Raw genomic sequence first — 13,347 nt, 5'->3', positions numbered from 1 at the left:
CATGGATCGCACCTTCGACAGCCTGGTCGCCGAGGCCGCGGCCGCGTCGGTCGACGGTTGGGAGTTCTCCTGGCTCGACGGCCGCGCCACCGAAGAGCGCCCGCCGTGGGGCTATCAGCGACTGCTGGCCCAGCGCCTGGCACGAGCGACGGCCGCACTCGACATCGAGACCGGAGGCGGGGAGGTCCTCGCCGGTGCCGGAGTGATTCCCCGGACGATGGCCGCGACGGAGTCCTGGCCGCCCAACCTCGCGAAGGCCACCGAGGCGCTGCACCCGTTGGGCGTGGTGGTCGTCGAGGCGTCGGACGAGCCACCACTACCGTTCGCGGACAACGCTTTCGATCTGGTCAGCAGCCGTCACCCCAACACCGTGTCGTGGCCGGAGCTCGCGCGGGTGCTCGCTCCCGGCGGTACCTACCTGGCCCAGCACGTGGGTCCCGAGAGCGTCTTCGAGCTCGCCGAGTTCTTCCTCGGTCCGCGCCCCGAGGCGCGACGACTGCGGCACCCGGACACCGCCGTGGCCGAGGCGCACGCTGCCGGACTCGGGGTCGTGGATCTGCAGTTCGCGCGGCTGCGCATGGAGTTCTTCGACATCGGAGCGGTGGTCTACTTCCTGCGGAAGGTGATCTGGATCGTTCCGGGCTTCACCGTCGACGGCTGCCGCGACCGGCTACGCGACCTCGACCGGCGCATCCGCGAGGACGGGGTGTTCGTCGCGCACTCCACGCGATTCCTCATCGAGGCGCGCAAGCCGGACTGACAGCCGATCACCCGAGATACCGCTGCTGTCGACTTTCGAGATGAGCTACGATCGCCGAATTCAGGCCTGGCGGGGATGGACAGGAGTGCGTCGTGTGAGCGATACCTACGACTGGAATCGGCTCTTCCACGCGTTTGACGTGGCGGCGGACACGCAGGCTCATCTGGGGGCGTTGGTGGATCCGGATGCGGCGGCCTTCTCGACCGCGATGGATCATCTCTACGATGCCGTGCTGCATCAAGGCACCATCTATCCCGCCACGGTGCCCGCGGTTGCCGCAGTCGCACAAGCCATCCCGTTCTGGATCTGCGATATGGACCGGGAGACCGCGGCGACGCGTCTGCTCGCGCTGGCGAGATTCCTCGATCTGGCGGGCGGCAGTCTGGCCCGGGAAGAGGCGAGCCTCGCCGGCCGAGGCGAGATCGTGCCGCCTTCGGACGAGGAGGAACGCTGGTTCTTCGACGCCATTTCGTCCGACGACGAAGAGGAAGTGGCACAGGCATGGGGGTCGCCGGTGCCCAGCAACCTCAGAAGTCTCGCTGTGCCGGCGCTCCGGCAGCAGACGAGCCTGATCCTGGAGCGGCTGCTGGAGCTCACAGGTTCGGGGGAAACAGCCTCTCGGGCCGCGGCGGTCGGTGCGTTGGGGCGGTGGGGCGGCGGCGCCACACCCCCGCATCGGCAGCGAGTCACCTCCGCGCTGCGTTCCTTCGCCGACAGCGCCACCGAACGTGACGACCGCGCCGCGGCGGTGCTCGCTCTCGGCACCGTCGGAGCCGACGTCAGTGACTGGCTCGCCGACGCCGATCCTGCCGTCCGCGCGTGTGCCGCCCTACATCTACCGCAATCCACTTCGGCGACAGCGGAACTCGTTCACGCGCTGACTCGGCCGGAGGACATCGACGGGTGGTTCGACCGTGACCGGATACCGCACAGCTTCCATACCGGCGTCCGCTCCACTCTGTTGAGCTCGCTTCTGCAGCGGGACACGCCCTTCACCGCGATCCTGCCGGTTGCTGTTGCGGAAGCGCAGATTTCGAACCCGAACATGGTGGACTGGGCACCGTTGCTTCGTGCAGCCTTCCCCGAGGCCGAGTCGACCCCGGGTGGGCACCCGCCGGCACCCGAGAACATCGGCGCACCTCAGCGACAGTTCCTCGCGGCTCTGGCGGAGAACGAGCAGTTGTGGGGAACGTACTACTGGACCGTCGGTCAGGCGCTCCTGCGGGTCGGCCTGCCGTACGACCGACAGGCGGTCGCGGCGCTTTCGGAGGGGACGACCGGGAGCCGGTGACGAGCGGGACGAGCCGATTCCGCTGCGGTTACACGCATTCGGAGGCGCCGGCGGTCTCCGTCGAGAAGCCGCGGGTCTCGGGGACCGGGTTCCACAGTCCGTCGGTCTTGCCGTAGTTCCAGGTCGCCTCGCCGGCCACCAGCTGGCGGACGGCGGCGATCAGTCGCTCGACGTCGTCGGATCCGGTGCCCAGGCCGAGGCTGGCACGGACCGCGCCGCCGGCGTGACCGATGCGGTTGAGCAGCGGGTGGGCGCAGAAGCGGCCGTCGCGCACGCCGATTCCGTGCTCGGCGGACAGGAACGCGGCGATCTGACCGGGCTCGAAGCCGTCGATCGTGAAGGTGACGATGCCGACGCTGTCCGGCGCATCCGACCACAGGCGCAGCAGGTGCACGCCGTCGATCTCCGCGAGGCCGTCCGCGAGTCGGCTCGACAGCACCCGCTCATGCTCGACGACCCGATCGAAGTCCAAGGCGGACAGTGCATCACATGCGGCCGCGAGAGCGGCGACACCGAGCACGTTGGGGCTGCCGGCTTCGTGGCGTGCGGGGGCGGGGGCCCAACAGGTCTCGTCGATCGTCACCTCACGCACGGCGCCGCCACCGGCGAGGTACGGCTGCGCGTCGTCGAGCCAGTCGCGGCGACCGACCAGCACACCGGCACCGAACGGCGCATACAGCTTGTGGCCGGAGAAGGCCAGGTAGTCGACGCCGCATTCGGCGAGGTTCACGCGGCGGTGCGGGGCCAACTGTGCGCCGTCGACGAGAATTCGGGCGCCGCAGCGGTGCGCGATGTCGGCCAGTTCGGCGATCGGCAGCACCTCGCCGGTGACGTTGGAGGCACCGGTTACGGCGAGCAGCGCCGCCGGCTTGGAGCACAGCTCGGCGACCAGGCGACGGATGGTCTCGGCGACCGTATCTGCAGCCTCGACGATGCGGGAGTTCTTCCACGGCAGCAGGTTTGCGTGATGCTCGATGTCCAGGACGACGACGTCACCGGGCACGCAGCTGGCGAGCAGGTTGAGCGAGTCGGTGGTGTTGCGAGTGAAGACGACGACCTGGTCGGCGTCCGCGCCGACGAAGCGCTCCACCGATCCGCGGGCATTCTCGTAGGCCTCGGTGCTCACGCGGGAGGCGTAGCCGGCACCGCGGTGCACGCTTGCATAGAAGGGCAGCAGTTCCTGGACCCGGTCGGCGACCTGGGCCAGGGCCGGCGCGCTGGCCGCGTAGTCGAAGTTCGCGTAGGTGCAGGTTCCACCCCCGACGAGCGGAACCTGCAGGTCACAGCCCGACACCTGAGCGATCGGGGAGGTGGCACAGCAGGTATCGGCAGTCAGTACAGCGGTCATCACGACATCCTTCGAGTTCAGGACTCGTCGGCGATGAGAGTTGACGCCATCGGAGTCCGCGCTTGCCGTGGCCTTGTGGCCGACAGCCTGGTCGTCACCCGGAGCACCCCACCGCGGTTGGAGGGTTGCCGACCAGCTAGCCGGGGCTTGATGCTGGTACTCGTGACCTGGCAACGAGGATGGCAGGGCGTCCGCGCGATGTCAACCCGTCGTCAACCCTTCAGCCATGAGGCGGTGGTCACATCCCACCGCGCCGCGCGCCGAGTCGCCCGAGTGGCCCTACGCATCGAGATGTTCCGAAACCTCACCGCCACAGCGTGATTGATCCCCAGCACCGACGAAATGACCCCATCGCGCTGCCGACCCCCCGGCAGGCTGCGGATGCACGGACAGTAGGCCTGCCCCGCTCCAGCTGGGCCCGTTCTCCGGTTCCGTGAACACGGCGCGCCCAGGGGACGAATTTTCGGCCCCTCCGGGGGAGAATCATCGGAAGGAAACGAACGGCCTGCCGGTCGGGCACGGCGAACGGGTGTTCATCCTCCGGACACCTGGACGTGAGAGAACCGATTGCCCGCCCGACCAGGCACAGAGAGGGACACCCGGATTGTCTGCCAAGCCAGCCACGGACCAGACGGACGCAGCGGACCACCGACTGCCGCAGCGGATACCCGCCGAGTTCCTCCGGTCCGCCCTCGCCCCCGCCCCGCGCACACTCGTGGACATTCTCGAGTCGACGGCGGCGCTGCACCCGGATGCGACCGCCATCGACGACGGCGCCGCACCCCTGACGTATGCGGAGCTTCTCGACGAACTCGCGACCGGCGCCCGCTGGCTCGCGGACGCCGGCGTCGGCGCGGGCGATCGAGTGGGGATCCGGATGCCGTCGGGCTCGCGCGACCTGTACGTCGCGATCCTGTCGGTCATGAGGGCCGGCGCGGCGTACGTGCCGGTGGACGCCGACGACCCCGACGAGCGTGCCGACCTGGTGTTCGGCGAGGCGCAGGTGGCGGCGATCCTCACCGCCGACGGCGTGCAACCCGGCACCGCACCGCGGCGCGCCGCGGCACCGGAGGTCCGGCGTCCCACTCCCGACGACGATGCCTGGATCATCTTCACGTCCGGCTCCACCGGCACCCCGAAGGGTGTGGCGGTCACGCACCGCAACGCTGCGGCATTCGTCGACGCCGAGGCACGGATGTTCCTGCCGGACAATCCGATCGGTGCCGACGACCGCGTTCTCGCGGGACTGTCGGTGGCGTTCGACGCGTCGTGCGAGGAGATGTGGCTGGCGTGGCGGCACGGCGCCGCCCTGGTGCCGGCGCCACGTTCGCTGGTGCGCAGCGGTATGGATCTCGGCCCCTGGCTGATCTCCCGCGACATCACGGTCGTCTCCACCGTCCCGACCCTCGCGGCGCTGTGGCCGGCCGAGGCCCTCGAGGCGGTGCGGCTGTTGATCTTCGGCGGCGAGGCGTGCCCGCCCGAACTCGCCGAGCGACTCGCGATCCCCGGCCGCGAGGTGTGGAACACGTACGGGCCCACCGAGGCCACCGTGGTCGCGTGCGGCGCTCCGATGGACGGGACCGGTCCGGTGCGGATCGGTCTGCCGCTCGACGGCTGGGACCTCGCCGTGGTGGACGCGTCCGGCGAACCGGTCGCCGAGGGTGACGTCGGCGAACTCGTCATCGGTGGCGTCGGGCTCGCCCGGTATCTCGATCCGGCGAAGGATGCCGAGAAGTACGCGCCGATGCCGACGCTGGGCTGGGACCGCGCCTACCGCAGCGGCGACCTGGTCCGACTCGACACCGCCGGCCTGCTGTTCCAGGGCCGCGCCGACGACCAGGTGAAGCTGGGCGGACGCCGCATCGAACTCGGCGAGATCGACAACGCGCTGCAGAACCTGCCCGGCGTCAGCGGGGCGGCCGCCGCGGTCCGCAAGACGCCCGCCGGGACGGCGATCCTCGTCGGCTATCTGGCCAGCACCGACCCCGACTTCGACCTCGAGGCGGCCCACGAGCACCTGTCCGAGCAGCTGCCCGCCGCCCTGGTCCCGCGGCTCGCGCTGGTCGACGAGCTGCCCACCCGGACGTCCGGCAAGGTCGACCGCAACGCGCTGCCGTGGCCGCTCCCGGGCGCGGACGCCGACCCAACGGACCTGGGTCTGGACGGCACCGCGGCCTGGGTCGCCGGTCTGTGGGCGTCGATCCTCGGCGCCGGCGTCACCGGGCCCGACGACGACTTCTTCGAGATGGGCGGCGGCTCCCTGTCCGCGGCGCAGCTCGTCACGGCGCTGCGTGAACGCTTCCCCGAGATCACCGTCGCGCAGTTGTACGACCATCCGCGGCTCGGCTCGCTCGCCGGCTTCCTCGACGAGCTGTCCCCCACCGAGACGGCCCCGCCCCGCCACGTCGAGCCCACGCCACTGCGCGCCCAGCTCGCGCAGATCGCAGCCACGGTGCCGCTCACGACGCTCACCGGTCTGCAGTGGGTGACGTGGCTGGCGATCGCCGGCAACGTGCTGTCCTGGCTGGATGTGCCGTGGGCACCGACCCTGTCGTGGTGGTGGGTGGCGCTCGCGTTCTTCCTGTTCATCACCCCGCTGGGGCGGATGGGCATCGCGGTGGCCGGGGCGCGCACGCTGCTGCGCGGCCTGAAACCGGGCACGTACCGACGTGGCGGCAGCGAACACCTGCGGCTGTGGATCGCGCTGCGCCTGGTCGAGGCCAGCGGCGCCGACAACCTGTCCGGTGCCCCGTGGATGCTGTACTTCGCGCGTGCGCTCGGCGCCCGGGTGGGCAACGGTGTCGACCTGCACACGCTGCCGCCGGTCACCGGCATGCTCGTGCTCGGCGACGGCTGTTCCGTCGAACCCGAGGTGGATCTGTCCGGGCACTGGATCGACGGCGACGTCGTGCACATCGGCGAGATCCGGATCGGCGACGGTGCCACCGTCGGCGCCCGCTCCACGCTGCTACCGGGCGCCCGGATCGGACGCGGCGCCGAGGTCGCGCCGGGCTCGGCGGTGTTCGGGAAGGTCAAGGCCGACCAGCACTGGGCCGGATCGCCGGCGGTCAAGGTGGGCAAGGCGACCCACCCGTGGCCCGACCGGGCGCCGCGCCGCGCACCGTACTGGGTACCGATCTTCGGTGTCACGTCCGTCGTGCTGGCGGGCATGCCGATCTTCGGCCTCGCTGCGGGCATCGTGCTGATCGGCTGGTGGATCCGGGACGCCGCCGATCTCGGTGACGCGGCCCTGCGGTCGCTGGCGATCCTGCCGGTCGCGACGGTGCTGTCGTTGTTCGTCTTCGCGGCCCTCACGGTGGTCGCGGTGCGCCTGCTGTCGATCGGGCTCACCGAGGGCTACCACCCCGTCCGCAGCCGGATCGGCTGGCAGGTGTGGGCCACCGAACGGCTCATGGACTCGGCCCGCACCTTCCTGTTCCCGCTGTACGCGAGCCTGCTCACCCCGCTGTGGCTGCGTCTGCTCGGCGCCAAGGTCGGCCGCAACACCGAGATCTCCACCGCGCTGGTGCTGCCGAAGTTCACCACGGTCGCGGACGGCGCCTTCCTTGCCGACGACACCATGGTCGCGAGCTACGAACTCGGTGGTGGCTGGATGCGCATCGAACCCGCAAAGGTCGGCAAGCGGGCGTTCCTCGGTAACTCCGGCATGGCCGGACCGGGGCGTCGCGTCCCCAAGAACGGCCTCGTCGCGGTGCTGTCCGCAGCGCCGGACAAGGCGAAGTCCGGTTCGTCGTGGCTGGGTAGCCCGCCGGTCCGGTTGCGCCGGGCGACGACGACGTCCGACGCCTCCCGCACGTTCGATCCGCCGCTGCGCCTGAAGATCGCGCGCGCGATCGTCGAGACGTGCCGGCTGATCCCGGTGATGGTCACGTTCGGCATCGGCCTCGGCGTGCTGTTCACGCTGGCGTGGCTGGTGTCCGTCGGCGGGTTCGCGCTCGCGGCCCTGGGCGGCGGCATCGTGCTGATGATCGCGGGCGCCGTCGCCGGCGCGGTGTCGGTGGCCGCGAAGTGGCTCGTCGTCGGACGGATCGGCGCCGTCGAGCATCCGCTGTGGAGTTCGTTCGTGTGGCGCAACGAGGTGTCCGACGCGTTCGTCGAGACCGTCGCCGCACCCTGGTTCGCGCGCGCCGCGAACGGCACCGCCGTGATGAACGTGTGGCTGCGTGGGCTCGGGGCGACCATCGGACGCGGGGTGTGGTGCGAGACCTACTGGCTGCCCGAGGCCGACCTGGTGACCCTCGGCGACGGCGCCACCGTCGAACGCGGGTGCGTCGTGCAGACCCACCTGTTCCATGATCGGATCATGTCCATGGACACCGTCACGTTGGGCGCCGGCGCCACCCTCGGCCCGCACTGCGTCGCGCTGCCCGCCGCCGGACTGGGCGACGGCGCCACCGTCGGACCCGCCTCCCTCGTCATGCGCGGCGACACCGTCCCGCCGTCCACGCGCTGGCAGGGCAATCCCATTGCACCGTGGCCGGATTCGACCACGAATGGGGGCCGTCGATGAAGCCGGGCAAGTTCTACGAGGAACCGCTCGATCCGTATCTGCCGCACAGCGGCAACCGCGGCTACCGCGTCTCCCGGTACGAACTCGACCTCACCTACAAGGTCCCCAGCAACCGGTTGTCAGGCAAGGCCTCGATCACCGCCACCACCACCGATGTCCGCAGCAAGTTCTCGCTCGATCTGGCGCAGACCATGCAGGTGTCGAAGGTGTCGGTCAACGGCGGCCGCGGCGCCAAGTACACGCACCGCGACGGCAAGCTCACGATCACGCCGGCGCAGAAGATCCCGGCCGGCGGCCTGCTCGCGATCACCGTCCAGTACGGCGGCAATCCCGAACCGATCACCACCATCTGGGGCGAGGTCGGCTGGGAGGAACTGGACGAGGGGTCCCTCGTCGCGAGTCAGCCGAACGGTGCGGCGTCGTGGTTCCCGTGCGACGATCACCCGAGTTCCAAAGCCAGCTACAGCATCTCGATCACCACCGACTCGCCGTACCACGCCGTCGCCAACGGGACACTCGCGAGGAAGCAGACCCGGGCGAGCCACACCACGTGGGTGTACGAACAGCCCGAACCGATGTCGACCTACCTGGCGACCATCCAGATCGGACCGTACGAGCGCCGACGCGCCGGCCGCGGCCGGGTGCCGATCCACGTGCTGCACCCCCCGGAGTTGCGAGCGCCGTTCGACCACGACTTCGCGCGGCAACCGGAGATGATGGACGTCTTCGAGAAGCTCTTCGGCCCTTATCCTTTCGAGGCGTATTCCGTCGTCGTGACCGGCGACGAACTGGAGATTCCGATCGAGGCGCAAGGCCTGTCGATCTTCGGCGCCAACCACTGTGACGGCAAAGGCGGCTCCGAACGTCTTGTCGCGCACGAGCTTGCACACCAGTGGTTCGGCAACAGCCTCACCCTCGGCGTGTGGAAGGACATCTGGCTGCACGAGGGCTTCGCCTGCTACGCCGAGTGGCTGTGGTCGGAGAATTCGGGTGGCCCCGACGCCCACACCCACGCTGTGCAGGCGCACCGCGGGCTCGCCGGAAAACCGCAGGACATCGTGCTCGGCGACCCCGGTCCGCGACTGATGTTCGACGACCGCATCTACAAGCGCGGAGCCCTCACGCTGCACGCCCTGCGGCAGCAACTCGGGGACGACGCCTTCTTCGCGCTGCTGCAGAAGTGGACGGCGAAGTACCGGCACTCGACGGTCTCCACCGAGCAGTTCACCGACCTGGCCGCGCATTTCACCGACAGGCCGCTGCGACCGCTGTGGGAGGCATGGCTCGCGGGGAAGTCGCTACCGGCCCTCTGATGCCGTCGCGGCGACGGCCTCGGGCAGGTGCTGACGCCACTTGACGACGACCAGGACGAGACTCGCCGCGGCCATGACCGCGCCGACCACGAACATCATCGGATACGTGACCGCCGGATTGGTCTCGACGATCACCGCCATCACCGCGGGGACGGCGAACCCGAGATAGCTCAGCGAGTAGAAGACAGCGGTGAGACCGGCGAGGTCGTCGGGTCCGGCGATCCGCTGGATCTCCTGCAACCCCGACACCAGCGCCATGCCGTACCCGCAGCCGAGGACGGCGGCCGCGATCATCGCGAGCGGCACCGTCAGCGCACTGGACGCGACGGCGGCGAGCGACATGCCCGCCACCAGGACCGCGAGGGCCACCGCAACGGCCCGCGCGTTCAGCGGGGTGTCGATCCGACGCCCGACGGCCTGGATCGCGAACCCGGATCCGAGTCCGATCACGCACAGCAACGCCGAGAACGCGATCGGGGCCCCACCACTGTGCGACGTCATCAGCGCGGGCAGCACCGCGTAGGCCGACGCCGCCGCACCGAACACCCACGGCGCCACCGGTGCCGCGACGTACAGGAACCGGCGATGTCCGGCGGACGGGATCCTCAGGTCCGCGGAGAGCTTGCCGCGGGCGGTCTTGGGCACCGCGGCCCGGGTCTCCGGGGCGCGCAGCATCGCGATTCCCGCGGTCAGCGCGATCGCGATGTGCACCACGTACGGGAACGCGCTGGGCCACGGACCCCACTGCGCGAGGACACCGGCGACGCCGGCGCCGACGCCGAAGCCGGCTGTCAGGCTCATCGCCGCGCGGCGCGCCCCGGCACCCGCGGTCGCCGACGGGTCGTGCGCGGGCCCCGACAACTCCTTCACCCAGCTACCGCCGACGGCCATCCCGAGCCCGAGTGCCACACCGGACAGGATCCGGCCCACGATCAATACGAGCGCCGAATCGGGCGCGGTCGCCAGCACCAGCGATCCGGCGATCGCGATGAACGGAGCAGGCAGCATCAGCGCCCGCCGACCGAGCCGGTCCGACATCGGGCCGCCGATCAGCAGCGCCGGGACGATGCCGAGGACGTACGCGAACAGGAAGGTGTCGACCACGACCTGCGTGAAGCCGTGGTCGAGTTTGTACATCACCAGCAGCGGGGTGAACTCGTTGCCGCCCCACGCGACGGCGAACATCCCCGCCGCCACCAGCGCCCAGGAACGCGTCCGGGCTGGTGTCGCCGTGACGGTGCCCGTGACGGACTCGTCGACCGCGGTCATCGGGTCCCTCCGTTCCCCAGTGAATGCACCTCGCGCATGTGCCGACCGACCGCGGACGCGAAGCCCTCCGCGTCGCCGCTCTCGATCAGGTCCGCCAGGCGGGTGTGGTCCTCGACGATCTTGGTGATCTGGTCGGGATCCCGGGCCAGGGAATGTGCGGTCATCCGGCGCTGCCGCTCGCGCAGACCGTCGTAGAAGCTCTCGAGCAGCGGGTTGCCGCCGGCGCGCACCAGCGCGCGGTGGAAGTCCGCATCCAGCGTGCTGAAGCGCGCGGCGTCACCGTCCGCCGCGGCCGCGCGCTGCTCCGCCAGATTGGCTCGCAGCACCGAGATCAACGCCTCCCGCGCGCGGGGGCTTGCGGCGATCGCCTCTGCGGCGTGCACCTCGATCAGCAGACGCGCATCGACGACGTGTGCGGCCTCGCCCTCGGCGACGGGCACGATCAGCGCACCACGCTTCGGGTACAACCGCATCCAGCCCTCGGCCTCGAGCCGCAGGAACGCCTCCCGCACCGGTGTCCGGCTCGAACCCATCCGCGTGGCGATCTCGCCCTCACTGATCAGCTCACCGCCCGGGAGCTCCCCGGACAGGATGAGTTCCTTCACCTCGCGGTACGCGAGCTCCGCCGCCGAATACAACTTAGACACAAGATGTATTTATACGCCGTGCGAAGGATTCCGCGCCGGCCGGGGGGCGGTCAGGCCGACGACCCCAGCGTCGGGACGCGAGCCTGCGCGGAGTAGCGGCCGCCATTGCGGAGAATGTCGATCGGGTGGTCGAAGCACTCGCTGATGCGCTCGGTGGTGATCACCGAAGCCGCCGGGCCCTGCGCGGTGACGTGGCCGTCGCGCAGCAGGAGGGCATGCGTCGTGGTCGTCGGAATCTCCTCGATGTGGTGGGTGACCAGGATGCTCGCCATCGACGGGTGCTGCGCGCGCATCTCGTCGAGTGCGGTCAGCAGCTGTTCCCGGGCGGCCAGATCGAGACCGGTGGCGGGCTCGTCGAGCAACAGGACCGGCGGGTCCGGCATCAACGCCCGCGCGATCAACGCCCGGCCCCGCTCCCCCTGCGACAGGACCGGCCAGCGCGCCTCCAGCCGCTCCGACATGCCCATCATCGCGATCAGCACCTCCGCGCGTTCCCGGTCCGCATCGGTGGGCTGCCACCTCTGCACGAACTCGGGGGTGTTCGTCAGCCCGGTGAGGACGACGTCCCGCACGGTCAGTGGACGCTCCACGACGTGCCGCGGGTTGACGTGACCGATGTGCGAGCGCAGTTCACGCATGTCGACGCGGCCGAGGCGGTGACCGAGGACGTGCACGGTCCCACGGGTCGGGTGGGCGACCGCACCCAGCAGACTCAGCAGCGTGCTCTTGCCGGCACCGTTGGCGCCCAACAACACCCAGTGCTGCCCCTGTTCGATCCGGACGTCGATCCCGCTCAGCAGCGGCCGGCCGTCGCGGACGAGGTCGACGTGGTCGGCACTCAGCACGACCTCTCGATGCATCCGGGTACTCACGAGCGGGGTCCTTCCTCACGGAGCGTCGCCATCACGGGATCGAGATTGGCTGCGGTGGCGGCAATCGCGGCCGTCGGATCGCCCTCCTCGAGGGCCTGCACGAGCGCGTCGTGCGCACACGCGGTGTCGGGTATCGGTTCGTTCCGGACCATCTCGACGAGCACTTCGTGCAGCACGGGACGAACCGACGCGAAGAGCGCGGACAGTACCGAATTGCCGGCAAGTTCGACGACAGCCTGATGGAAGTCCAAGTCGGCCTCGACGAACGACGCGGCATCCAGAGGCTGCCGCGCATGCCGCTCGGCGAGCTGACGCCGGACATCCGCGAGATCCTCCGGCCGAGCACGCTCGGCAGCGAGCCGGGCCGCCTCCGTCTCCAGCGCACGACGAACCTCCAGGACCTCGAGGATTCGTGAGCGGCGCAGCAACTGTTCGAACCCCGGATCACCGGCCGGCGTCTCCGAGACGAACGTCCCGACTCCCCGTCGGATGTCGAGCAGTCCGTCGCGGACGAGCAAGCGGACGGCCTCCCGCACCGACGAACGGCCGACGCCGATCTCGGTCGCCAGTTCCGTCTCGCTGGGTATGCGCTCACCGACCGCCCATTGCCCGGTACGAATCCGCTGCGCCAGCAACACTTCCAACTGCGGAACCAACGGCCCGCTGGTCAATGGACGCTCAGCCACGACAACCACCTCCGATCGCCGATCGTACAGACATCAGACATCAGACGTCTGCACCCAGCGGACTTGGGGGTGCTTTGGTCCCAGCCGAGCGGCAACAGCGACCAAAGCCGGCCGCTGACACTCCGTCCCTGACAGCATGATGCTCAACGGTGTTCTAGTGCGGAATGGCTGTACGACGTGCTCTACCAGCTCTGGCTGTGGGGCATTCCACCGCACTAACGGAGATGATCGCGATGATCGACGACGGATTCATCGGCCGCACTGCCTATTGGATCCGGCTCGCTCTGGGCCAGCTGTGGTATCTCTGGGGCATCTGAAGTTCGGTTCCCATTCGCGAGTGGGGAATACAGACATGCGGAAATGCCGAAGGCCCCCACCCGTAATGGGTGGGGGCCTTCGGTAAAGGGTGTTCGGCGGTGTCCTACTCTCCCACACCCTGTCGGGTGCAGTACCATCGGCGCTGGAGGGCTTAGCTTCCGGGTTCGGAATGAGACCGGGCGTTTCCCCTCCGCTATGGCCGCCGTAACTCTATGAAACTGTCACACATTCAATTCCCCCGCCCGAACCACCCGCCGGCCACGAAGGGCTTTGGGATGTTGGGGGTGAATGATATCTGTGTGTTGTTTCAGA

General features: G+C 69.7%; 9 protein-coding genes, 1 rRNA gene and 1 riboswitch. Of the genes, 4 read left to right on the top strand and 6 right to left on the bottom strand.

Annotated elements, in window-relative coordinates; all coding sequences use genetic code 11:
• Position 1: 1 nt before the first annotated feature.
• Both IJ15_RS0116475 and IJ15_RS0116470 read left to right on the top strand, forming a co-directional pair.
• On the top strand, positions 2-760 hold the full coding sequence (locus IJ15_RS0116475) for a methyltransferase domain-containing protein (RefSeq protein WP_031939442.1): 759 nt from the start codon (positions 2-4) through the stop codon (positions 758-760).
• A 94-nt stretch (positions 761-854) separates the two neighbouring features.
• The gene (locus tag IJ15_RS0116470) at positions 855-2,051 is read left to right on the top strand and encodes a hypothetical protein (protein ID WP_156112128.1); all 1,197 of its coding nucleotides are present in this window, start codon (positions 855-857) and stop codon (positions 2,049-2,051) included.
• Between the two features lie 28 nt (positions 2,052-2,079).
• Here the strand turns inward: IJ15_RS0116470 and IJ15_RS0116465 are convergent, their stop codons facing one another.
• Positions 2,080-3,399, bottom strand: a complete 1,320-nt coding sequence (locus IJ15_RS0116465; protein ID WP_031939440.1) for an aminotransferase class V-fold PLP-dependent enzyme — start codon at positions 3,397-3,399, stop codon at positions 2,080-2,082.
• Between the two features lie 53 nt (positions 3,400-3,452).
• Positions 3,453-3,567: riboswitch (SAM riboswitch) on the bottom strand.
• Positions 3,568-4,003: 436 nt separating this feature from the next.
• On the opposite strand from IJ15_RS0116465, the gene IJ15_RS0116460 reads away from it, so the two are divergent.
• Together IJ15_RS0116460 and IJ15_RS0116455 are read left to right on the top strand one after the other, a co-directional pair.
• Positions 4,004-7,930: a Pls/PosA family non-ribosomal peptide synthetase gene (locus tag IJ15_RS0116460; RefSeq protein WP_051919015.1), complete on the top strand. Its 3,927-nt coding sequence runs from the start codon at positions 4,004-4,006 to the stop codon at positions 7,928-7,930.
• Positions 7,927-9,243, top strand: a complete 1,317-nt coding sequence (locus IJ15_RS0116455; RefSeq protein WP_031939438.1) for a M1 family metallopeptidase — start codon at positions 7,927-7,929, stop codon at positions 9,241-9,243. Before IJ15_RS0116460 ends, IJ15_RS0116455 begins: the two co-directional genes overlap by 4 nt.
• On the opposite strand, the gene IJ15_RS0116450 is transcribed toward IJ15_RS0116455, so the two are convergent.
• From IJ15_RS0116450 to rrf, 5 genes are all read right to left on the bottom strand, one after another.
• Positions 9,229-10,512: an MFS transporter gene (locus IJ15_RS0116450; protein WP_031939437.1), complete on the bottom strand. Its 1,284-nt coding sequence runs from the start codon at positions 10,510-10,512 to the stop codon at positions 9,229-9,231. The two genes, IJ15_RS0116455 and IJ15_RS0116450, sit on opposite strands and share 15 nt — an antisense overlap.
• The gene (locus tag IJ15_RS0116445; RefSeq protein WP_031939436.1) at positions 10,509-11,159 is read right to left on the bottom strand and encodes a GntR family transcriptional regulator; all 651 of its coding nucleotides are present in this window, start codon (positions 11,157-11,159) and stop codon (positions 10,509-10,511) included. The genes IJ15_RS0116450 and IJ15_RS0116445 overlap by 4 nt, the downstream gene beginning before the upstream one ends.
• A 50-nt stretch (positions 11,160-11,209) precedes the next feature.
• The gene (locus tag IJ15_RS0116440) at positions 11,210-12,019 is read right to left on the bottom strand and encodes an ABC transporter ATP-binding protein (protein WP_031939435.1); all 810 of its coding nucleotides are present in this window, start codon (positions 12,017-12,019) and stop codon (positions 11,210-11,212) included.
• A gap of 8 nt (positions 12,020-12,027) precedes the next feature.
• On the bottom strand, positions 12,028-12,717 hold the full coding sequence (locus IJ15_RS0116435) for a FadR/GntR family transcriptional regulator (RefSeq protein ID WP_031939434.1): 690 nt from the start codon (positions 12,715-12,717) through the stop codon (positions 12,028-12,030).
• A 408-nt stretch (positions 12,718-13,125) separates the two neighbouring features.
• Positions 13,126-13,242: ribosomal RNA gene (gene rrf / locus IJ15_RS0116425) — 5S ribosomal RNA — on the bottom strand.
• Positions 13,243-13,347 lie beyond the last annotated feature (105 nt).

The sequence above is a fragment of the Prescottella defluvii genome (assembly GCF_000738775.1).
Taxonomy (GTDB): Bacteria; Actinomycetota; Actinomycetes; order Mycobacteriales; family Mycobacteriaceae; genus Prescottella; species Prescottella defluvii.
This window is presented reverse-complemented; position numbering and strand designations above follow the sequence as displayed.

Bases quoted from the DNA above. Each gene is read 5' to 3' on its own strand.
- IJ15_RS0116475 (WP_031939442.1), top strand. From the start codon at position 2: ATGGATCGCACCTTCGACAGCCTGGTCGCCGAGGCCGCGGCCGCGTCG.
- IJ15_RS0116465 (WP_031939440.1), bottom strand. From the start codon at position 3,399: ATGACCGCTGTACTGACTGCCGATACCTGCTGTGCCACCTCCCCGATC.
- IJ15_RS0116455 (WP_031939438.1), top strand. From the start codon at position 7,927: ATGAAGCCGGGCAAGTTCTACGAGGAACCGCTCGATCCGTATCTGCCG.
- IJ15_RS0116450 (WP_031939437.1), bottom strand. From the start codon at position 10,512: ATGACCGCGGTCGACGAGTCCGTCACGGGCACCGTCACGGCGACACCA.
- IJ15_RS0116440 (WP_031939435.1), bottom strand. From the start codon at position 12,019: ATGCATCGAGAGGTCGTGCTGAGTGCCGACCACGTCGACCTCGTCCGC.